Genomic DNA, 22345 nt, shown 5'->3' with positions numbered 1-22345 from the left:
ACGAAGAGTCACGCTGTTCGCGAGAATCGCCGCGTGCGTCGCCCTCTTTTCCCTGACGCGGATATGCCTGCTCAGCCTCGGGATCAACGCCGTCGTGCTGCAGATCCTCGGGTGGTCGGTGTGGTTGATCTGGCTCTCGATCTTGTTTCCGAGAGGCCGACGTCGCTATATACGGGAAGATCCGAGTACCGCCTATCAGCGCGCGGCGCACTATCAGATCATTCCCGGATTCTCCGGATTGTTCGTCCTGCAAATGGGCCCCATTATTTCCGCGGTGGCCGACCTGACGATAATCCGCTCGGCGAGCGAAGTCGGCTGGCCACTCCGCGCGATCGGATTGGCAGTGACTCTGAGCGGTGTGTTCCTCGTTGTCGCTTCGGTCCGCGCGATCGGATTGGCGTCTGTCGGCTTCGCCGACGAGTATGAAACGACACCGCCTGCCCATCTGGTTCGGGGAATTTACAGTTGGTTGCGCCACCCCATTGCCTTCGCCGGGACATTGGGCTCGACCGGGTTGATCATCGCGCTCGGTGGCAATATCGCGCTCGCGGTGGTCAACGTCGCGGTGCTGGCAATCTACGGACCGCTGGAAGATCGGCGCTTACAGGGGGTGTTCGGCGAGGTCAACGCCTCTTATCAGCGCAGGGTGCGACGCTTCGTGCCGATACGTCGTCCGGAAGTTCTCCTCGACAAGCGAATGCCGGGCACGCCTGCCTGATATCGCCGACATCGATCATGCAGTAAAGGACTAGGAATGGCAGCCGAAGATTCACCGATTCCGCGACGTGGGCGAGTCGCACGCACCGTTCCGCTCATCGCCATGGCCGGTAATACCACCGCCGCAACACTGGTCGCCGCGCTACGCCGTGGCTCCGACGCCGATGCCATGCGAAAGCATCACGAGAAGACCGCCAAGCAGTACGCCGAGTACCTGGGCAGATCCAAGGGAATGTTGATGAAGGCGGGGCAGATACTGTCGTTCACCGGTCTCGGATCCACGCTGATCGATGAACACCAGGGCGTGTACGCCCGAGCGCTGGCGCGGCTGCAACAAGACGTCGAGCCGATGCCGTTCGACACCGCCGAGCAGATTGTCGAAGCGGAACTCGGACGGTCGTTGCCGTCGGTATTCGCCGAATTCGACCGCCGCCCAGTCGGATCCGCGTCGATCGGTCAGGTCCATCGCGCCCGCCTGCTCGACGGGCGCGAGGTAGCCGTCAAGATCCAGTACCCGGGAGTCGCCGACGCCATCCGAGCCGATCTCGCCAATACGAAACTGCTTGCCACATTTTTCCAGATGGCCAAGACGGCCGCTCCTGGCCTGCTGCACGCCGACATGACCTCGCTCGCCACCGAGGTTTCCGCGAGAATAGGCGACGAGATCGACTACCGGACAGAGGCCGAGTACCAGAACGAATTCAGCGCGGCCTACCGTGGCCATCCGTTCATTCGAATACCTACGGTCCTACCGGACTTCTCGACAAGCAGAGTGCTGACGCAAGAATTCGCCGACGGTATGCGCTACGAGGAAGCGGTCGAGGCCGAGGAGCAGCTTCGTGACCAGTGGGGCGAAGCGGTCTACCGGTTCACCATCGGAAGCGTACGGCGATTCGGCCTGTTCAACGCGGACCCGCATCCGGGGAACTACCGGTTCAACGCCGACGGCAGCGTGACATTTCTCGACTTCGGCTGTGTGAAGCGATATCCCGAACATCTGGTCGTCGCCATGCAATCGGTGATGAACGCCGCGGTGGACAGCGACGCGAACGCCCTGTTCGCCGGTCTGCTCGAATCCGGGGCCGTCGAGACAACGACGGATCTGACGCCGAGCGACACGCTGGAATGGTTTCGTTCGGGCCTCGATCTGTTAACGGGCCCGCAGCCCTATACCTTCGACCCCGTGTCCACCGAATCCGGTGTGCGCGAGAAGTTTTCGCCGATCGGTCCGCACCGGAACGTCGTGTCCCGCCTTTCGATGCCGCCGGACATGCTGATGATCTTCCGGGTCGAGCTCGGCATGTATTCGATCCTCGCTGGCCTGCGGTCGACGGGGTCATGGGAGACGATCCGGTGCGAATGGGATCGCGACGGCGAACCCGCTACCGCGACGGGGATGTTGGACCAGGAATTCTGGAGGGCACGAACGTGAAAGATGTCCCCATCGACGAGGTGCTGGTGCTGACCAGCTATGCGGACGTTTCTTCGGTGCTGCGCGGGGTCGGCTGGAGCAATGATCCGCGCCTGCACTACGACGCGCCACCCGAGGCGGCGAAGATTCCGCCGATCTTTCTGATGTTCTTCGACGAGGTCGATCACCATCGGGTGCGCGAGATCCTGAACCCGACCTTCACCAGGAGCGCACTCGAGCCCATTCGACCGCTGATCTCGACCATTGTCGACGCGGTACTCGACGGGCTCGCCGAGGAGACCTCGGACATAGTCGACCTGGTGCACAATTACAGCGAGTTGATCCCGCTTGCGGTGCTGTCCGAGCTCCTCGACGTCGGTCCCGAGGCCGCCGAGGCAATCCGCATCCACACCGCCGACGTCGTCAAAATCCTGCAGGTCGGCTCCAATGCCGCCGATTTGGCGGACAGTATCGACGCGGCATTCGAATTGACGGCGGTCTTCACGCCGTTGATCGTGGATCGCCAGAAAAGGCCTGGCAACGATCTCATCAGCGGCCTGCTCGCGTACGGCGGTGTCACGGTCGACGAGGTCCTGGCGATCTGCATGATCCTGCTCGCGGCAGGCTACGAGACGCCGGCGGACACCATCAGCAACGGCGTGCTGGCCCTGCTGCGACAACCCGACCAGCGTAAGTACCTGTTCGCCGATCCGGCACGGGCGGTGGAAGAACTACTCCGGGTGGCGGGATCGATCCGGCTACTCAAGCGAACGGCGTTGATAGACCAGAAGATCGGCGATCTGGACATACCTACCGGCACTACCGTTGTCGTCGATCTGCATCGTGCCAACACCGATCCGCGGCGCTATGCCGACCCGGAACGCATGGACCTGACCCGGCAACCACGAGCGCACGTCGGGCTCGGCAAAGGCGCGCACATGTGTCTCGGCGCCACCTTGGGCAGAATCCAGACCGGCGAAGCATTGACCCGGCTTTTCACGCGGTTTCCCGACATTCGACTAGTCGACAGTCACCGGCCGCAGTGGCGGACGATGAAGGAGTTACAGGGGCTCCTCGCGCTTCCGGTGAAACTCGGTCCTGAGTTCCGTGGCGCACCGGAGCTTGGAGCCGACCGATGAACGCGAATACCGATGCCGCGGTTGTCCTTTCCGGCTACGAAGACGTATTCCAGGTGTTGCGCGGTCCGGGCTGGAGTAGCGATCCGAGCAGATTCACCGATGCCCCAGCGGCAACGCGCGACATTCCGCCCTCGATGCTGATCCTGATGGACCCGCCCGGCCACACGCGGCTGCGGCGGCTGCTCAGACCGTCTTTCACGCGTAGAGCGATCGAACAGGCCGTGCCGAATATCGCCGTGACCGTGGATTCCATCCTGGACGGGCTCGGCGCGGAATTCGATATTCTCGCCGATTACGCCGAGATCGTGCCGCTTGCCGTCATGGCAGACCTGATGGATGTCGGCGCGGAGGGTGCCGCCCTCTTCCGTGCGCACACGCCGAATCTGGTGAAGATACTCGAGGTGGACTCGACAGCGGACGATCTCGCCGCGACGTTCGACGCCGCGTTCGACGTCAGCCTCTTTCTGACGCCGCTGATACTGGAACGGGCAGACCGTCCGGGCAACGACTTCATCAGCTCCATCGTCGAGCACAGTGACCTCACGGTGGATGAAGTCCTTTCGGTCTGCATTTTGCTACTCGCAGCAGGTCAGGACTCGGTGGCGCACACTATCTGCAATTCTGTGCTCGCACTGCTGGAGCACCCCGACCAGCTCGGCCTGTTGCATGCCGACCCGAAACGGGCCGTCGAAGAACTACTCAGGCTCAATGGATCGATCCGGCTGCTCAAGCGCATGGCACTGGTCGATCAGCGGGTCGGCGATCGCGTAATACCGGCTGGCACAACGGTCATACTCGACCTGCACGGCGCGAATACCGACCCGGCCGCATACCCCGATCCGCACCGGTTGGACCTGGGACGGCCATATCGAGGTCATGTCGCCTTCGGCAAAGGCCCGCATGTCTGTCTCGGCGCCGCCCTGGCGAGGGTGCAGATGATCGAGGCGCTGACTCGCCTGTTCACTCGCTTTCCGGCGATACGCCCGGCGGCAGCGGAGCTGCAGTGGCGTACGTCGGCCTCGGTGTACGGCCTGCGCGAGCTTCCCGTACGGGTGGACGGTGCTCCCCCAAGATCATGAGACCACGCTCAACGTCCGGCGATCACGGTGTACAGGCGGCGGCGCGCACGACCACGAATGCCGTTCTGCCGCAACGCCGCTCGTGCGGCGAACGCGCCACACGCACCGTGGACGGCACCGCCGGGATGTGCGGCGGAGCTTCCGAGATAGAGGTTGCGGACGCACGTCTCCGGCCCGCCGAGTCCGGGTAGCGGCCGGAAGATGGCCTGTTGGTGCAGGGCCATCGTCCCGCCGATTCTGGTGCCGATCGCCGTCATATCGCTGGGGCGCTGGACATTTCGGCCGACCAAGGCATTGGCGAAGCCCGGCGCGTGCGCCTCGATGACCGCGTCGATGTTCTTCGCGAGCAGTTCGGCGGAGTCGTCGTCGGTGACGCCGTGCGGCATAAGCGTGTAGGCCCAGGCCGATTCGGTCCCGGTCGGGGATCTGGTGGGGTCACACGTGGTCATCTGGCCGAAGAGCATGAACGGTCGAGCCGGTATCGCGCCGCAGGCCAGCTCGGCGCCCCAGCGGAGTAGGCCGCGCTCGTCCGCGCCGAGGTGCACGGTACCGGCACCGCGCAATTCCGGCGCGAGCCACGGAATAGGTTGCGACACCGCATAATTAACCTTCACCACGGCACTGTCCGGGGTGAAGTGGCGCAGATCCCGCTGCACGCGATCGGGGACCGCGTCGGCAGGCAGCAAGCTCCGATACAGGGTAGGCGCTGAGGTATTGGCGATCACCGCGCGACGTACCGCGATCGTCGCACCATCCGCCGTGCGTACCGCGCTCACACGACCCGCTCGTACTTCCAGGCCGGAAACCGTTACATTGCAGCGCAATTCGGCACCGGCCGCACGGGCGCGGGCCACCAGCGCTTTCGTTAGTTCGCCAGCACCGCCCACCGGGCACGGGAAGCCGGTGTCCTGGGCGAGCATGGTCAGTAGCCAGCCGGTAACACCGGAGAGCGGGGCGTTCACGGCCAGGTCGCCGTGACCACAGTTGCCGAGCAGCAGCAGCCGGGCATGCTCGCTGCGGAACAGTTCACGGGCCATGGTGTCGGCGGGCAACGTCAGGAACCGAACAAGACGCGTCAGCTCCGGCACGCCCTCGGCACGCAGCAGCCGGACCGCCTCCCGAATCGGGTGCATACCGCCGATCCCGATCTGCAGCAACGGATCTCGCACTCGACGCCAGTGCGCAAGCAACTCCAACCATGCCTTGGCGTCCGCGCGGTGGTGGCGGCCGAGTTCGTCGGCGGTCTGCTGTGGATCCGGGTAGAGACCGACGCCGTCCGCCGGTGTCCTGGCTGAGGCGAGCACGGTCGGGGCGTATGCCCAGCGCAAGCCGAAATCGCCCAAATCCAGGCCGCGCAACACCGGCGAGACCGGGGCAAGCGGATAGTTCGCGCTGAACAGATCGGTCTGGAAACCGTCGAACAGCTCTGCGGAACGGACCGCGCCACCGAAATCCGGTTCTTGTTCGAGCACAAGGACATCCCACCCGGCGTCTGCCAGCAGATTCGCGGCCACGAGCCCGTTGTGCCCCGCCCCGATCACCACAGCGTCAACGCTTCCAGTCATCAGCAGTCAGGGCATGGTGCCCGTCGCCGGGTCCATCTCCCTATCCCCCTTTCGATTCGGCGCCGGTCGGGTCATCCACTCGTGCAGCGATCGCATCGGGCCTGGCGCCCACCAGTTGAACCGCCCGAGCATGCGCATGAAGGCCGGGACAAGCAGCAGCCGAACAACGGTCGCGTCGACGATCGCCGTCAACGCCAGGCCGAGCCCGAACATCTGGATGAATGTCACTTTAGCGGTAACCAGGCCCCCGAGGATGATCGCCATCAATACTGCCGCGGCGGTGAAGATGCGACCGGTGCGTACTATGCCCATCGCGACAGCGCGCGTGTTGCTCGCCCCCGTCCGGTCCGAACTCAGCCACTCCTCCCGGATTCGGGACAGCAGGAAGACCTCGTAGTCCATCGACATCCCGAAGACAACACAGAACATCAGGATAGGGATGCTGGCGTTCAGGTATCCGGTCGGCGTGAATCCGAACAGCCCGGCGAAATGACCTTCCTGAAATACCCATACCATTGCGCCGAACGCCGCGGTCAACGACAACATGTTCATAACAAGCGCTTTGACGGGTAGCACGATACTTCCGGTCAACACGAACAGCACACACAATGTGGAGAGCATCACCAAGAGGGCGACCGCGGGCAGGCCGGCCATGATGGCGGCGACGAAGTCCGCATTGGTTGCCGCGTTCCCGGTGAACATGACCTTGCCGGGTGGCGGTATCGCGCGCAACGCCGACAGTTCGGTTTTCGCCCGGTCCGAGAACGGGTCGACCGAGGTGGCCACGGCCACTACGGCCCCCGCGTCGTTGCGGTATCCCGGCGGCGCGAGGAAGACCTGCGTGCCGCCGACGAATATCCCGCCGCCGGACAGCACGGTCGAAACGTCCGTGACCCTGGACATGTCAGCGGCATACCGACTCAACTGAACGTCGTCGCCCTGGAAATCCGGCAGGACGACGTAGGTGACCGAATCGAAATTCTGCGCGAAATCCTTACGCAGGAGGTCACCGACGTCCCGGCTCGGTGCCGCTCCCCGGTGGAGCACTCGGTCGTCGGGATATCCGAGTTGGATCGAAATGAACGGCGTGCCGAGGAGTAGCAGTGCTGCCGTGATCACCACCGCGACCGACATCGGACGCCGCATCGCCGCGGTTGCCGTCCGATACCATATCGTCGACTCTGGTTGTCCGGGTTGGCTTTTGCTGATTCGACGAAACGCCGAGGCGACATTGTATCTATCGATGCGCGGGCCGAGCGCGACAAGCAACGCCGGTGTGATGACAATGGAGGCCGCCGCGGCGCAGGCGACGACCGCGATACCCGTGTACGCGACCGACCGCAGGAAATACATCGGATAGACGAACAGCGCGGCCATACCGATCCCTACCGCAACGGTCGAGAACCATATCGTGCGGCCCGCGGTCTGGACGGCGATCAACGCCGCGGATTCGTAGTCCGCGCCCGCGGCCAACTCCTCCCGGTATCTGCTCACGATGAACAGGCTGTAATCGATGGCGACCGCAAGACCGAGCGCGGTAGCGGTGTTGAGGGCGAAGACCGAAACGTCGGTCACCAGGGTGAACGCGCGCAAGATCGCGAGGGTCGACACGATGGAAAACAGGCCGATAACCAGCGGTAGCAGCGCCGCGACAACGCTGCCGAATACGAGAACGAGAACGAGTGCCGCAAGGGGCAGCGTCACCATCTCCGCGCGAATCAGGTCTTTGACGATTTGGTCATTGACGTCGTGCAAGGTTGCCGCGTATCCGCCGACCGCGACCGTGACGCCGGCGAATCGCGGCACACTGTCGCTGATCTCCTTGGCGGCCTTTTGTATTCGTGTCTCGTCACCGGCGATATGGCCAAGAACGAGTGCGGTCTTTCCGTCTTTGCCGTGCAATGCTGTCCGCAGTGCCATCGACGCGGTCCAGTACGACTGAATATCGCCGACGTCACCGCGCGCGGTGAGCAACGACACAAGGCTGTCACCGGCGGCGCGCGCTTGCGGGCTATCGACGGTGTCGGCCGCGGTGACGGTGAGCACGAGGTTCGGTTGCGCGGTCCCGAAGTGATCGCTCAAAAACCGGGTGGCACGGGAAGACTCCGCGTCTGGCGCCACGAATCCGCCCGCGAGCAGCCGAGTCGCTGTCCCGGCCCCCAGTGCCGCGAAGAGGACGGCGGCAAGCACCGCGCCGATGAGGACACCCCGACGTCGGCGCACCGCGAGAACAGCAAGGCACCTCAGCACACAGTGGAGTCTCTCGGCATCCGGCGCGGAACGCAACCCTTGTTCAACCGCGACGGTGCCGGTTCAATAAGACGGCACGGCAACCGAACTCGCGAAGACGAGCGGAGAGTGAAATCCTTGACGGCGACTAAGCGTACCGCTGTTCAGCTCTTGACAGATACATACTGTAAAGGGATAAACCCTATTCACCGCTGGGTTATGCGTGTCACCGGGAACCGGATTTTCTCGACCACCTTCGAATCCCCACCGACGGTGCAATTACACACCCGAGGGCGCAGGTCCGGAGTCATCCGTAGCTGCCTCCTGGTTGCACCGATCTACGACGAGCACCGAGTCGTACTCGTGGCGGCAAAGGGTGGGGACGACCGTAACCCGGATTGGTACGCGAACCTTGTGGCGCACGCCGAGGTAGAACTAGTTATCAACGGACAGCGCAGCCGCTTCCGAGCCCGGACCGCCACCGGCACCGAGCGGGCGGAACTGTGGCCGCGGATCGTCAAAACATATCGACGCTACGGCTGGTACCAGCAGCGAACGACCCGCGAGATCCCCGTCGTGGTTTGCGAGTCGACGGGCGAGATCCATAGCAGCCCAGCATAATTCACCGATGCCGGTCGATCTATATGTCCTTGCGTGAAGATCGGTTCGCAAGCAAGGTAGGGCTATGACCGACTACGAAACCACCCGTCGTGTCGTCACCGGGCACGGACCATGAGCATTCCACTCCGGCGGAGGGACCGCGTGCGCCAAGGGGTGATGCGCCGCTCGACGCGGTTGCTCGCGAGCATGTTTTTGATTGCCGCGACAGTGTTCTCCGGTGCGTGTGCTGCGCATCGTCCGGACAGCCCTGCGGATCCCGTCGCGGGTGTTCAACTGGAGACACCGGTTTGGCGGCCGTGTGGGGACAACGGGGCCGAGTGTGCCTCGTTGCGGGTGCCGCTGGATTGGGGTGTGCCAGCGAGTGATCGGATCACGCTTGCGCTTGCTCGCCAGCGCGCACGGCATCCTGAGCTGCGCATCGGGCCATTGTTCTTCAATCCGGGCGGTCCCGGTGGAGCGCCGGTGTGGGGTGTCCGGGACTATCCCAACATCTTCGCTGCGGAGCTGCGCGACCGATTCGACATCATCGGTCTCGACCCGCGTGGCGTCGGCGACAGCCGCCCTGCCATCACCTGTCCGATTCCGCCGGTCAGCCGGGATGTGACCGAATTTCCTTCCAGTGCTGCCGAATTCGACGCGCTGTCCGACTACAACCGGTCGGTGGGCACGGAGTGCCTACGGGCTACCGGCCCCTTGCTCGAGCATGTCGACACCGTCAGCGCGGCCCGTGATCTCGAGGCGGCCCGCCGCGCGCTCGGCGGGGACAAGTTCACCTGGCTCGGCCTGTCGTACGGCAGCCTGCTCGGCGCGACGTACGCCCACCTCTACCCGGCCAACATTCGTGCCGCCGTACTCGACGGACCGGTCGATCACGCGGTCACCGCGCGGCAGTTCTTCCTCGACGAAACCCGCAGTGCCGAGGACTCTTTCGCTGGCTTCGCCGACTGGTGCCGATCCGACACCAGCTGCCCGCTGCACGATCGCGATGTCGCCGTCGACTATCGCGATCTGCTCGACCGGGCAGAACACCAACCTGTGCCCGCCAAAAGCACCGCCCCCGGCCTTACCGCCGCACAGATCGGCACCGGCACCTACGGAATGCTCAGCATGCGTATCTTGTGGCCCCGACTGGCAAACGCGATTGCCGACGCGGTCGCGATGACGCCGGACGCCTCCGGCTTCAGTGAGCCCGACGGAGTAGACGCGAGCAAACCCGCCTACCGCACCATCATGTGCCACGACTTCCCCACCGATGTCCGCGATTTCACCGACCTCGCCGACCGCATCGCCACCGCCCGCCGCACCGCACCGCTCACCCGCGGCAACGTCGAGGGCGCCGACGTACAGGCAGGCTGCCTCGGTTGGCCGATCACCGCAGCCAACCCAGCCTCCCCCATCGAGGTGCACGGGGCACCCCCGATCATGATCGTGGCAGGCACACACGATCCGGCGACCCCACACCCCTGGGGCGAAGCAATGGCAAGCCGAATCCAGGGATCATTCCTGGTGACCTGGAACGGCTACGGCCACACCGCCTACCTCAACGACCCGGACACCACCCACCGCGAAATCGACTACCTGCTCGATCCCCTTACGACACGATAGCGCCCGGATTCGAGTGCAGGCTCGGTCAGTTTCGTTCACGCAGAAGCTAACCATCGCGGCGGGCGATCAGGCCCCCTAGCGTCGAGGGGTGGGTGCTACACGGCGGCGGCCGTTGAAAACCGTTACCGGAGTCAGTGGTTCGCCGGATGTGTATGGGGCCGCGGTGGATCCGGGGCAATCCACGGTGGCATCGGCGATCGAGATCGCAAAGCTGGCCGAGGCCAACAAGTTCGACGCGCTGTTCGCCGCGGACCTGCTGAGCTTCGGGACACAAGGGGCGATCGGGGCGCAGGAGCCGCTGATCTTCTTGTCCGCGTTGAGTTCGGTGACCACCCATGTCGGCCTGATCGCCACGGTGACAACGACTTTCCATCATCCGTACAACCTGGCCCGATTGTTCGGCACCCTCGATCACGTCAGCAACGGGCGCGCCGCGTGGAACGCGGTCACCTCGTCGGTGGGCGAGGAGAACTATGGTGACCAGGATCTGCCGTCACCGGAGGAACGCTACGAGCGCGCCGCGGAATCACTCGAGGTCGTCAACGCGCTGTTCGACAGTTGGCGGCCCGGCGCGCTGACGGCGGACGGGCACGGCGGCGCGCTCCTCGACGCGGAATTGGTCCGGCCGATTACCCACGCGGGCAAGTACTTCACGGTGCGTGGACCGTTGAACATCCCGCCGCTGCCGCAGCGACGTCCGGTGCAGTTCCAGGCCGGCCAGTCCGAGGCCGGTGTCGAACTGGGGGCGCGATTCGCCGAGGTGGTCTTCACCTCACTGCCGACCCTGGCTGACGCCATCACCTACGCGAAGAAGATCCGCACCCGCGCAACGGAATTGGGGCGCGCGGACGGACTGCCCCTGATCATGAGTTCGTTCCACGCGACCTACGGCGCCTCCGAAGCCGAGGTCCGTCGCCTGGTGCGCGAGCGAGCCGAGGCCACCGATTTCGACGCCGGTCGGATCGCGCTGGCCGACATGCTCGGTGGCGGCATCGATCTATCGGGTCTCCCGCTGGATCAGCCGATCCCGGAACAGCTGCTGCCCGACGTGCGGTCGGTGCGCCGACGCCGCGGCCGGGTCGAGATCTTCAGCAACTTCGCCCGCTCCGGAAAAACGTTGCGCGAGTTGATCGTCGCGGCCAAGGACACCGGTCACTGGGCGGCCGCCGGCACGCCGGAGCAACTCGCCGACACGATCGCCGAACGCTACGACGCGGGCGTGCTCGACGTGATCAGCCTCGGCGGCCTCGCCGACGCACGCACCCGCGACTTCCTGCTCAACGGCCTGCTCCCAGAACTCCGGCGCCGCAACATCATCGGCACCGATTACCTCGGCACCACCTTCCGTGACAACCTCGAATTGCCTCCCCTACCGCCGTCAGGCGTGTAAGGCACGAAAGACGCGGTGCAGTTCAGCCTTGTCCTCGAACCCGATACCGGGTGTATCGGTGAGGCGAAGTCGGCTGTGCTCGATGACGGCGTCGTCCGCGAAGCCGCCGGTTGGCTGGAATTCGCCGGGATAGGACTCGTTACCGCCGAGCCGAAGGGCCGCGGCGATGTGCAGCGAGAACTGGTGGCCGCCATGGGGAATGCACCGGCGAGCCGACCAACCGTGCTGACGAAGCATGTCTTGGATCCGGAGGTATTCGACGAGTCCGTAGCCGAGCACGGGGTCGAACTGGAGGTAGTCGCGGTCGGGACGCATGCCCGCGTAGCGAATGAGGTTACGGGCGTCCGGCAGTGAGAAGAGGTTCTCGCCAGTGGCCAGCGGACCCGGGTAGCGCTCGGAAAGTGTTGCGTGCAGGGCGAAGTCGAGCGGGTCGCCGGGTTCCTCGTACCAGAACAGGTGGTACGGCGCGAGGGCCCGACCGTAGTCGAGCGCGGCGTCGAGATCGAATCGGCCGTTGGCGTCAACAGCTAGGCGCGAGCCGTCGCCGTCGAGTACCTCCAGCACCGCTTCGACCCGTTTGACGTCGTCGGCCAGGCTCGCGCCACCGATCTTCATCTTCACCACGTCATAGCCCTGTTCGAGGAACCCGCGCATCTCGTCCTGGAGCTGGGTCAGCCCCTTGTCCGGTGCGTAATATCCGCCCGCCGCGTAGACGAATACCTCCTCGTCCGGCGCGCCGAGACCGTAGTGCTGGACAAGCCACTGATAGAGCGGCAGTCCGGCGAGTTTGGCGGCCAGATCGAACAGCGCCATATCGACGACGCCGACGGCGACCGATCGTTCGCCGTGCCCGCCCGGCTTCTCGTTGCGTAGCATGTGATTCCATGCCAGCGCGGGATCGATGGCGGCACCGTCCTCGGTCAGCAGTTCGTCCGGATCGGCCCGCATCAGCCGCGGGATGATGCGGCGGCGCAAGATCTCTCCCGCGCTGTAGCGGCCGTTGGAATTGAAGCCGTAGCCGACGACGGGTTCACCGTCTCTGATCACATCGCTGACCACCGCGACGATGGAACAGTCCATGGCACTGAAGTCGATGAAGGCGTTGCTCATCGAGGAACTGATCGGCACAACACCTTCGTGAATAGCGACGATTCGTGGCATTACTTCTCTCCTACTGTGGTTTTCGGGCGGGTAAGCCCGATGGTTCTCGCGGCGAGTTCACGATCGATGCCGTCGGGTTCCCATCGCGCGATGACGACGGTCGCGACCGCGTTGCCGAGGACATTGGTCAGGGCGCGCATCAGCGAGAGGAAGCGGTCGACCGAGAGGACGAGCGCTAGTCCGGCGACGGGCACCAGGCTGGTCGCGGCCACCGTGTTGGCCAGCGTGATGAAGGCCGAACCGCTCACTCCGGCAGTGCCTTTCGACAACACCAGGAAAATGAGGAACAGTCCGAGTTGGTCACCGAAGCTCAGCGGTATGCCGTACACCTGGCCGATGAAGACCACGCAGATGGGCACGACAACCGCGACCCCGTCCAGATTGAACGAAAACCCGGTCGGCACAACCAAACCGATCACGCTGCGGCGGCAGCCGATCTGTTCCAGTCGCTGCATCAGTTGCGGCAGTACGGCTTCCGAGGACGAGGTGCCGAGCACGACCGCGAACTCCTTGCGCAGCACCTTGATCAGCCGCCACAGCGAGAATCCCGCGAGCAGCGAGACACCGCCGAGCACGACGACCACGAAACTCACCAACGCGACGGCGGAGACCGCTACCAGCTTCATCAGTGCGGTAAGGGTTTCCGGTCCGTACTTGCCGACCGTCGCGGCGACTGCGCCGAACGTGCCGATCGGCGCGAGCAGCATGATCATGCCGATCATCCGGAAGAACACGTCGCTGAGTTTGGCGCAGCCGTCCACGATCGGTTGGGAGATCCGATCCGGCATCCGCAGCAACGCGATGGCGAAGAGCACCGCGAAGATCAGCACCTGGATGATGCTGCCGGTGGCGAACGCGTTGACCGCGTTGTCCGGCACCATCTCCGACAGGAAGTCGCCGAACGAGTTGTGGCCGGTGCCGCCGTTCACATAGCTGGACAGGTCACCGGAGGCGTGTGCCGGTGGCGCGACATCCGCGCCGGGTCGCAGCAGGTTCACCGCGAGCAACCCGACAAGCATGCCGACCGTCGTGACGATCTCGAAGTAGATCAGCGCCCGCGCCGCGATCCGGCCCACCGCCTTCATCCCGCCGGTCGCGACGATCCCGGTGACCATCACCAGGAAGACGATCGGCGCGATGAGCATCTGGATCAGCGCGATGAACGCCTTCGCGATCGGCTGCGTGCTCGCCGCCGCGTCCGGCGCGACGATGCCGAAGATCGCCGCGAGAATCGCCGCGACCAGCACCTGAAAGCTGGTGTTGGTGGCCAGCCTGCGCCACCGCGGATGCGGCGTCATCGACTCCGGCGCCGCCTCGGTTGCCGTATCGCTCATTGCTATCGCCGCACATCACTGGTCACGAACGAGCGTGTCGCGCAATGCCGCGCGATCGACCGTGAGGCCTAGACCAGGCCGGTCCGGCACGGTGATCCGGCCGTTGACGGGTTTCGGCGCGTCCGGGAACAGCAGTTCGCCGACCTGCACCATGCCGAGGTGCCATTCGAGAATCCAGCCGTTCATCAGCCCGGCCAGGGTGTGCAGATTGAACAGCGGCCAGCCGCCGCCGTGCGCGAGCGGCAGGTTGTAGATCTGTGCGAGATGCGCGGCCTTGCGCGCCTCGGTGAAGCCACCGCAGTAGCAGACATTCGGCTGCAGGATATCGACGGCTTGCTTTTCGACCAGCTCGCGCAGCCGCCAACGATGCCCCTCCATCTGCCCGGCGGCCAGCGGAATCCTGGTGTGCCGCCGCAGATCCGCCATCGCCCTTGCGTCGTTCTGGTGCAGCGGCTCCTCGAACCAGGTCAGGTTCGCGTCCTCGACGGCACGGCACAGGCACGCGGCCTCGGTGGGTGTGAACAGGTAGTTGGCGTCGATCATCAGGTCGATGTCGGGGCCGACCGCATCGCGGACCGCGTGAATGCGCGCCGCGTCTTCGCGCCAGCCGCCCTTGTCGACCGCCACCACCAGCTTCAGCGCGGTAACACCCTGATCCAGCTGCAATTGAGCTGCGGCGCAGAGGGTTTCGCGGTCGTACTGCGGGAAGCCGAACGTCACATACACCGGCACCTCGGTGCGCGCGCCACCGAGCAGGCTGGCGACTGAGCGGCCCGCCTCCTTGCCCTTGATATCCCACAGCGCGATATCGAGCAGCGAGAGCGCGCTCGACACCACCCCGGTCATGGTCCGCGGATTCAGGGTGCGCCAGACCTTCTGATGAATGGCCTCCACTTCGCGCGGATCCATATCGACGACGGCGGGCAGGAAGTGCCGCTCCAGCGCGACCACCACCGCCCTGGCCAGGAAGTGCCCGGTCAGGGCGACACCGGTCAGACCATCGTCGGTCTCCACCTCGCAGAATACGAACTCGCGCTGCTCCTCGCGGCCGTAGCCGCTGACTCGCTCGCTCAGTAGCGGCACGTCGATCGAGGTCGTGTGCACGCTGGCCCGGATGTCTTTGATTCTCATTCCGTCCTCCTTCTTTTCCATGGACGGTGGAGTGAGTTTGCGCGCACGAATCGTCAACTGTCAACGATTTGCAATTGACGATTCACTATGCGAGACTGCGGAGCTGTTGACCCGGTGTGGGTAAAGGGAGTGACGGTGATGACCGAACAGACGCAGGCGATGACCGCGCTGCAGCGCCGAGTGGCTGAACACCAGTCCAGCTCGCTCTTGCAGCTGATCGCCGAGGAACTCGAGCAGTTGATCATCACCGGCGCGCTCACCGGCGGCGACCGGATCAACGAGTCGTCGCTCGCCGCGCGGCTCGGCGTCAGCCGAGGACCGGTGCGCGAGGCACTGCGTCAGCTGGAACGCGGCAAGCTGGTCGAATTCCGTACCAACAGAGGCATGTTCGTGCGCGAGGTCTCGGTGGCCGAGGCCGCCCAGCTCTACGACATTCGCGCCAGCCTGTTCGGATTGGCCGGACGCCTTGCGGCCGAACGCATCACGCCCGAGCAGCTGACCGAGTTACGCGCGAAGGTCGAACAGCTCCAGGCCGCCGTCCCCGCGGTCGACGACTACTACCCGCGCAACGTCGACCTGCACCGCACCCTCGTCGCGCTCTCGGGCAACCCGCGCCTGGCCGACCTCTACGACGACGTCTCCAAAGAGCTACACCTGTTCCGCCGCCATGGCCTCGAATCCGACGCCGCCCGCTGCGTCTCCAACGATCAACACGGCGAAATCCTCGACACCATCGCCGCCGGCGACACCGCGACCGCTGGGCGACTGATGGAAGCACACATCCTTTCCGGCAAAGAGCGAATGCTCGCCGCAGTGACCGGGCCCGATACAGCGCCGTCACCTTTATCATAAATTCAGCCGAAATACAATAGGCAATGCGCGCGCGGTACACCCATCGATTCGTACCGGCCGGGACGTATACAGTCGGGAAATCTCCAACCGGAGCGATTAAGTTCGACTCGCCACAGGGCGTCGACTGCTATCCCACGGTCGACGCGTCGGCAGCAACGGGGGCAAACGTAGCACCAAATTCACTACCCGACCACGGATCAGGTGCCTGCATTGCGGGCCGTTCGGGGGCCTGCCTGATCCTGCCGTTCGCCAACTGCCAACGATGCCAGCGACTATCACCCGCGAATAGACAGCGAACGCGACCGTACTTTGTCAAGAGAGTTCGGAGTTTCGTTATGAACAGACTCAACAGATCTTATTCCAACCACGCGGCATTGACGCCGCCAGCGCCCGCCGATTTCGCGGGAGCGCCGAATGGGTCGGAAACCGCTGAAGAGTACATGCTGATGACCTCGGTAGGACTCCAGATCACCGACCAACTGTGCTTCGAGTCATGGGAGCAAGCCGGCCATCGCCTCTCCGGCGTTGTCGACTCCTCCACCTGGTGTCTCGGCGATTGGCTCGTATACGGTAAGCGTCATTTTCCGGACCGCTATCATCGCGCCATCCGTGCCGCCGGGCTGCAGTATCAAACCCTGCGCAATTATGCCTGGGTCGCGCGTCGATTCCCGCTCGAGCGGCGTCGCTCCCGGCTGAGCTTTCAGCATCACGCCGAGGTCGCCTCGCTGCCGGTGGAGGAACAGGACTGGTGGCTCGACCAGACCGAACAAGAGACGTGGACGACGAAGCAACTGCGCAACCGCATTCGAGAAGAACAGGTCGATCCCGCCAAACGCGAAAAGCCGCAGGACAATGTTGTCGCTGCCGCTATCGCGCGGCTGCCGATCGCAAGCAGCCATTTGCCGTCCTGGCGCCGAGCGGCCGCCCACACGGGTATCGACTTCGATGAATGGGTGTTGCTCGCCCTCGATCGCGCGGCCGAGCAGACCTTCGATCGCACCACCGCGATACCAGCCTGATCACGCACCCACACCGGCCGACGCAGCCCACATCGCCCGGTGTGGGCCCTTCAGGTCAGCAATCGTGCAGCACGGAGCGAGCCAACGCCATCGCCGCGGCTTCGGTCCTTCGATAGGCACCGCGTTCGATGCGGTCGGTGATCGCGCTGACCAACTCCAGCCGTTTACCGCCGAAGCTGGCGTCGTATCGCAACAGCACCGGTATCGCGCTGGTGACCAGATAATGCAGATACGTATTGTTCCTGATCAGGATATCGCGCAACACTTCCTCGGCCGTGCCGCGTAAGGTCGTCGGCGGCAACGAGAAATCCGGTGTCAATGGCACGTCCGCGCTATAAGAAGCGAGCGACCATAATTCGGTGCGCAGCAACAGGTCATTGTCCCGCACGTGCGCCCGATACGCGTCCGCCGCGGCTATATCCTCGGCCCGCAACAACCTACCGATGACGGCGCTACGATACGTGAAGGCCGACCGACGGTCACGACAACCGGACGATATCTCCACCGCCGCCATTTCGTTCAACTTCGTCAGCTTGTGCACCAGGATGCCATGGCCGACCGTCGAATACATGGAGTTGTCCCTGGTATCGGACAATTCGACTATTCTCGAACTCTGCGCTGTCAATGGCCCTGGATTGTCGAGCAGACCGTTCGGCGATCGAGCGAAGAGCGCGTCGATGGCGATATCCTGTTGATCACCCCAGCGTCGAGCCAGCTGAGAAAAGGCACCGGCGGTATCGAGTTGCATAATGGCGACCGCGGCGGCCAAGGCATTCGTCACATACTGAATGGGACACGATTCGGTCAGCGTGCGTACCCGGTCCGGCAGCACGATCAAGCCGACTTCATCGCACGCGCGCAGCACGTCCGACAATCGTGACGCGTAGCTGCGGGCCATGACGTACTCACCCAATCCAGGCAGCACGGCTATCAATTGCTGCAGCGTGGGGCCCATCGCGCGGTCGAGCCAGGTCTCGTCGCGCCACAGCCGCGACAACGTACTCTTGGGCACCTTCGAAAGAGCGGACAGATCGGACAAATTGACGGACTGGTCCGCGGCGAGCTCCCCTAATGCTCGCGGTGGCAAAAATGTAGCAACCACAATGCGTCCCGTGCCCAATGAATCTCGATCAGATATCCGGCGCCACGTCGGCACCGGTACCCAACGTACCGGGCACGGAACAGGCTCCCGACCGAAGCCATATATCTTTACGTTTTCCTTATTAGCCGGTTATCCTCCGGCATTCACTCCATTCTCGAAAGATTGCCGCAGCGCACTCGATCGCTATCATTCGGCGAATTCACCGAACTCAGGACGCCGGTGCTTTCGTATCACTGGCCGAGGGCGTCGAGCAGCGCGCGAGCCTGCTCGTCCGACATCGACTCCACTCGCGCGAGCGCCTGCGCCACCGGATCGGTCGCCGAGCGAACCAGCGAGGGCAAGGACTTGCGATCGATCTTCCCGTTGACCGTCAGCGGGAAATGATCGACGACGTGCACGACGGACGGCACCATGTAGTCGGGCAGCCGGTCGCGCAGCATCGCCCGCACCGACCTGCCGAATTCGGCGGGTGCCTCGGCGACCACGTAGGCGATCAGCCGAGGCAGGCCGCTCACGCCCGGTTCGGCGACGGCCACCGCCTCGCGCACCCCGTCGATCACCCGTAGCGCGGCCTCGACCTCGCCGATCTCGATCCGGTAGCCGCGGATCTTGACCTGCTGGTCGGCCCGCGCGACGAACATCATCGCCCCGTCCTCGGTGCACCGGACGAGGTCGCCGGTGCGATACATGCGCGCGCCGGGCGTCGGCGAGAACGGATCGGCGACGAAGCGGGCGGCGGCGAGTCCTGGCCGATGCCGGTAGCCGCGTCCGACGGCGATGCCGCCGACGTACACCTCGCCGACCACGCCGGGCGGCGCCGGATCGCCGTTGTGGTCGAGGACGTACAGCAGCACATTCGCGATCGGAAGACCGATCGACGGCACGCTCGGCGACCGCACGGCACACTCCTGCCAGGTCTGCACGATGGTGCCCTCGGTCGGACCGTACCCGACGAAGAACGTGGCCGTCTCCGCCCACCGGTTACGCAGCTCGGCCGAGATCCGGTCGCCGCCGGTGATCACCGTGCGAATCTCGGGGACGGTCGCCGGATCGATCGTCGACAGCAGTGCGGGTGGCAGGTAGATCAGCGTGACACGGCTGTCTCGGATGGTGCGATCGATCGAATGCTCGGCCGCCGCCAGATCCGGCGGCGCGAGGCAGAGCGTGCCGCCGGACCCAAGACCCATGAACATCTCCCACACCGAGGCGTCGAAGCTGAACGAAACGAATTGCAGCACACGGGAAGACGGGTCGAGCGCGAAGTCGGTCAGCGAGGCGCGGATGACGTTCGCCAGGCCGCCGTGGGTGAGCTCGACACCTTTCGGTCTGCCGGTGGTGCCCGAGGTATAGATCACGTACGCGAGCTGGTCCGGTCGCACGGCGATGCCAGGATCGCGGATCGCCCCGTCCGAGGGGATGTCGTCGAGGTCGATGATGTCCACCCCGGCCGGGATGCCCAAAAGCCCAGTGCCGCAGGTGAGCACGGTGCGCAGGCCGGAATCGCGCACCATGTACTCGCGACGGTTCGCCGGGTAGGCCGGGTCAAGCGGCAGATACGCCGCGCCCGCCTTGAGCACCCCCAACACCGCGGCCATCTGCTCGGGCGAGCGCGGTATGGAAATGCCGACGAGACGTTCCGCGCCGATGCCACGCCGGATGAGTTCCGCGGCAATGGTGTTCGCCCGCGCGTTGAGTTCGCCGTACCCGATCTCGCTGCCCTCGTGCCACAACGCCGGTGCGTCCGTGGTCTTTTCGGCCCACCGCTCGACCATCGCGTGCACCGGCAGCCAGTCCGCGCCGTCGTTCGTCATCCGCGCCCCTCCCGTGTCCCGTTCCCGCTGTGCGCCCACTCAGGACCAGAGCACCAGGTCGCTGCCGATCCGGCCGACGAAGGAACTCACGCTGATCCGCTCCACGCCCTCGCTGGATTCGATGCTGTGGAAGTTGCGGCTGTTGAACAGGATGAGTTCGCCAGGGGACGGCTCGATGCGCACGTGGGCGCAGCCATCGACCAGCGACGAGTCGTAGGCGTAGCTGCCGGGGACGAGCGCCTCCTCAGCGCCCGGATCCCAAGGCCGGTTGTGCACGTAGGTGACGCCGCCGCTCTCTGGCATCTGGCAGAAGACGTTCCAGGTGATCTGCGCGTCGACCGCCCCGATCGCCCAGCCCGGCGCGTCATTGGGCGCCCAGTCGCAATGCAGCAGTCCCTTGCGGATCACCCGGACCAGCCCGGCGAAGTACTCCTGGTCGCCCTCGTAGGCGAGGCCGACCGTGCCAGGCCAGGCCGCCGCGATGGCGTCGGTCACGAGCTCGAGCAGGTCACCGCTCTGCGCGAACACCTTCCGCCTGCGCTGGTTGGCCGCGGGCGCCGCCGCGAAATAGGCGCGGCGGTTCTCCTCGCCGCGCCGGTGCTCGTACTGCGTGATGCCGATGCGGCCGACCGGCGGCTCGACATCGCGGTAGTAGTCGAGCCCGATCCGCTCGATGCCGTCGACCGCGTCGCGGCGGGTCTGCTCGGACAGGAATTCCGGCACCGAGACGGCCGCGATCTCGTTGTCCAGCAGTGCTTTCAGCAGTTCCGCGTCGAGCTTCTCGGCGCGTACCAGGTTCCACATCATGCTCTCCCCGGGATGTTCTCAGTGGGTGATGCCCAATCGGGTCACGACGTCTCGTCGACTCGGCGCGTCCACGCGTCCGAGGTGCCCGCCACGCGGGCGAGGCGCTCGATCGTCTCCTCCTCCAGGATCTGGCGGGAGGTGATCCGTATGCCAGCGGCATCGGCCCGCACCGCCACCCGCAGGCTGGTGATCGAGTCGCCGCCGAGCACGTGGAAGCTGTCCGTGACGCCGATTCCGGCGTTGTCGAACACCTCGCGCCAGATCGTGACCAGTTCGGCCTCGATCGGGCTGCGCGTGGCGGCGTCGGCCACCTCGCGGGACATGTGTTCCAGCACGGCCCGCTTGGCGGGCGACAGCTTTGCCAGCCGGGCGGACAGGTCGTCAGAGGGCATAGTCATGCTCCATTTGTTCTTGACTCAGCCGAATTCTTTTTCCCGACACGGGAATTGACTGATGTTCTCGATTCTCATCGGACCCGTCGTGATCTGGCAAGCGAAAGGCGATGAGCGGCAAGCGATGTCTTGTCGGCAGGACATTCCATCCCTGCGCGGACCGATTTCACCGGCGATTGTGACAGCATCGCGTCAGCTGTGACTTACCCGGTCACTATTCGCGGCGGCCGACCCGGCCTGTTCCGCAATGGCCAGGATTCATAATCAGCGAAAGGAAACCTTTCGGATGTTCGTTCCCGCGCAATACCGCACACCGGACAGCAGTTGGTTGGTCGAGCTGTTGCGGCGCAATCCCCTTGCCCTGCTCTTGACGAATGGCAGACCGGGCGAGGTGCCCTACGCGACGCATCTGCCGGTGATCTTCCGGCAACCACCGCCCGCCGAGCCGCCGCCCGAGCTGTCGGGCACGGTCCTGCTCGGCCACCTCAATCGGGCGAACCCGCACTGGCGGGCACTGTCGTCGAGCACCGACGCGGTGCTCGTTTTCACTGGTCCGCACGCCTATGTCTCGCCGACCGTCTACCGCACCGAACCGGCGGCGCCGACCTGGAACTACACGGCCGTGCACGTGCACGGCCGACTGCAGAAGATAGGGACGGCGGTGGAGACGATGGAGGTCGTCAAGTCGACCGTGCGCGCGTACGAGGACGAGTTCGGCGCGGGTTGGGACATGTCCGGCTCGATCGAGTACTTCGAGAAACTGCTGCCCGCCGTCGGCGCGTTCCGGTTCGTCGTCTCGCATACCGACGGCATGTTCAAGTTGAGTCAGGAGCAGGAACCGGCGGTCAGGGAACGCGTGGTGTCCGCGTTCATGGACCGTGGGTCGTGCCCGCATCGCGAAACCGCCGAACTGATGAAACGGCTTGCCTGAAAAGAACTTCCGGTGCCACCAATCCATTGGTGACACCGGAAGCGTGTTA

19 protein-coding genes are annotated in these 22345 nt (G+C 64.7%); 10 read left to right on the top strand and 9 right to left on the bottom strand.

The annotated features are described in order from the left end of the window. The first annotated feature begins 124 nt into the window (after window positions 1-124). The 4 genes from OG203_RS43850 to OG203_RS43835 are packed head-to-tail and all read left to right on the top strand — an operon-like array spanning window position 125 to window position 4346. Window positions 125-718, top strand: coding sequence for a methyltransferase family protein (locus tag OG203_RS43850; RefSeq protein WP_405163097.1), 594 nt, complete (start codon window positions 125-127; stop codon window positions 716-718). A 36-nt stretch (window positions 719-754) separates the two neighbouring features. Then, window positions 755-2149 (top strand): ABC1 kinase family protein, encoded by a 1395-nt coding sequence (locus OG203_RS43845; protein WP_405163096.1) that lies wholly within the window; start codon window positions 755-757, stop codon window positions 2147-2149. Beyond that, window positions 2146-3267, top strand: coding sequence for a cytochrome P450 (locus OG203_RS43840; RefSeq protein WP_405163095.1), 1122 nt, complete (start codon window positions 2146-2148; stop codon window positions 3265-3267). Before OG203_RS43845 ends, OG203_RS43840 begins: the two co-directional genes overlap by 4 nt. Beyond that, window positions 3264-4346: a cytochrome P450 gene (locus tag OG203_RS43835; protein ID WP_405163094.1), complete on the top strand. Its 1083-nt coding sequence runs from the start codon at window positions 3264-3266 to the stop codon at window positions 4344-4346. The genes OG203_RS43840 and OG203_RS43835 overlap by 4 nt, the downstream gene beginning before the upstream one ends. Before the next feature lie 8 nt (window positions 4347-4354). Here OG203_RS43835 and OG203_RS43830 read toward each other — a convergent pair whose 3' ends face one another. Next, window positions 4355-5911 (bottom strand): phytoene desaturase family protein, encoded by a 1557-nt coding sequence (locus tag OG203_RS43830; protein ID WP_405163093.1) that lies wholly within the window; start codon window positions 5909-5911, stop codon window positions 4355-4357. 6 nt (window positions 5912-5917) lie between these two features. Continuing rightward, the gene (locus OG203_RS43825; RefSeq protein ID WP_405163092.1) at window positions 5918-8134 is read right to left on the bottom strand and encodes an MMPL family transporter; all 2217 of its coding nucleotides are present in this window, start codon (window positions 8132-8134) and stop codon (window positions 5918-5920) included. 225 nt (window positions 8135-8359) lie between these two features. On the opposite strand from OG203_RS43825, the gene OG203_RS43820 reads away from it, so the two are divergent. The 3 genes from OG203_RS43820 (at window position 8360) to OG203_RS43810 (ending at window position 11756) form a co-directional block, all read left to right on the top strand. Then, entirely contained in the window at window positions 8360-8761 is a 402-nt protein-coding gene (locus tag OG203_RS43820; RefSeq protein ID WP_405163091.1) for a nitroreductase/quinone reductase family protein, read from the top strand. Window positions 8762-9112: 351 nt separating this feature from the next. Next, complete coding sequence (locus OG203_RS43815; protein ID WP_405163090.1) at window positions 9113-10366, top strand: alpha/beta hydrolase; 1254 nt, start codon at window positions 9113-9115, stop codon at window positions 10364-10366. A gap of 88 nt (window positions 10367-10454) precedes the next feature. Then, window positions 10455-11756, top strand: coding sequence for an NtaA/DmoA family FMN-dependent monooxygenase (locus OG203_RS43810; RefSeq protein WP_405163089.1), 1302 nt, complete (start codon window positions 10455-10457; stop codon window positions 11754-11756). Here OG203_RS43810 and OG203_RS43805 read toward each other — a convergent pair. From OG203_RS43805 to OG203_RS43795, 3 genes are read right to left on the bottom strand one after another with little or no spacing between them, the layout of a single operon-like run. After that, entirely contained in the window at window positions 11745-12917 is a 1173-nt protein-coding gene (locus tag OG203_RS43805; RefSeq protein ID WP_405163088.1) for a mandelate racemase/muconate lactonizing enzyme family protein, read from the bottom strand. The two genes, OG203_RS43810 and OG203_RS43805, sit on opposite strands and share 12 nt — an antisense overlap. Continuing rightward, window positions 12917-14251, bottom strand: a complete 1335-nt coding sequence (locus OG203_RS43800) for a cation:dicarboxylate symporter family transporter (RefSeq protein ID WP_405163087.1) — start codon at window positions 14249-14251, stop codon at window positions 12917-12919. The genes OG203_RS43805 and OG203_RS43800 overlap by 1 nt, the downstream gene beginning before the upstream one ends. Before the next feature lie 15 nt (window positions 14252-14266). Beyond that, on the bottom strand, window positions 14267-15382 hold the full coding sequence (locus OG203_RS43795; protein WP_405163086.1) for a mandelate racemase/muconate lactonizing enzyme family protein: 1116 nt from the start codon (window positions 15380-15382) through the stop codon (window positions 14267-14269). A 138-nt stretch (window positions 15383-15520) separates the two neighbouring features. On the opposite strand from OG203_RS43795, the gene OG203_RS43790 reads away from it, so the two are divergent. Both OG203_RS43790 and OG203_RS43785 read left to right on the top strand, forming a co-directional pair. After that, window positions 15521-16234, top strand: coding sequence for an FCD domain-containing protein (locus tag OG203_RS43790; RefSeq protein WP_405163085.1), 714 nt, complete (start codon window positions 15521-15523; stop codon window positions 16232-16234). Window positions 16235-16680: 446 nt separating this feature from the next. Beyond that, the gene (locus OG203_RS43785) at window positions 16681-17253 is read left to right on the top strand and encodes an LmbU family transcriptional regulator (RefSeq protein ID WP_405163084.1); all 573 of its coding nucleotides are present in this window, start codon (window positions 16681-16683) and stop codon (window positions 17251-17253) included. Window positions 17254-17308: 55 nt separating this feature from the next. Here OG203_RS43785 and OG203_RS43780 read toward each other — a convergent pair whose 3' ends face one another. The 4 genes from OG203_RS43780 to OG203_RS43765 form a co-directional block, all read right to left on the bottom strand. After that, window positions 17309-18265: a hypothetical protein gene (locus OG203_RS43780; protein ID WP_405163083.1), complete on the bottom strand. Its 957-nt coding sequence runs from the start codon at window positions 18263-18265 to the stop codon at window positions 17309-17311. Window positions 18266-18585: 320 nt separating this feature from the next. After that, a complete protein-coding gene (locus OG203_RS43775; RefSeq protein ID WP_405163082.1) occupies window positions 18586-20166 on the bottom strand; it encodes an amino acid adenylation domain-containing protein in 1581 nt (526 codons plus the stop codon). Window positions 20167-20205: 39 nt separating this feature from the next. Beyond that, window positions 20206-20973, bottom strand: a complete 768-nt coding sequence (locus OG203_RS43770; RefSeq protein WP_405163081.1) for a hypothetical protein — start codon at window positions 20971-20973, stop codon at window positions 20206-20208. Between the two features lie 41 nt (window positions 20974-21014). Continuing rightward, window positions 21015-21365, bottom strand: a complete 351-nt coding sequence (locus tag OG203_RS43765) for a phosphopantetheine-binding protein (protein ID WP_405163080.1) — start codon at window positions 21363-21365, stop codon at window positions 21015-21017. Window positions 21366-21651: 286 nt separating this feature from the next. Here OG203_RS43765 and OG203_RS43760 point away from each other — a divergent pair, with 286 nt between their 5' ends. Then, the gene (locus OG203_RS43760) at window positions 21652-22296 is read left to right on the top strand and encodes an FMN-binding negative transcriptional regulator (protein WP_405163079.1); all 645 of its coding nucleotides are present in this window, start codon (window positions 21652-21654) and stop codon (window positions 22294-22296) included. Window positions 22297-22345 lie beyond the last annotated feature (49 nt).

This window comes from Nocardia sp. NBC_01499, from assembly GCF_045040275.1.
Lineage (GTDB): Bacteria > Actinomycetota > Actinomycetes > Mycobacteriales > Mycobacteriaceae > Nocardia.
The sequence above is the reverse complement of the archived record's forward strand: the minus strand, read 5'-3'. Positions and strand labels throughout refer to the sequence as shown.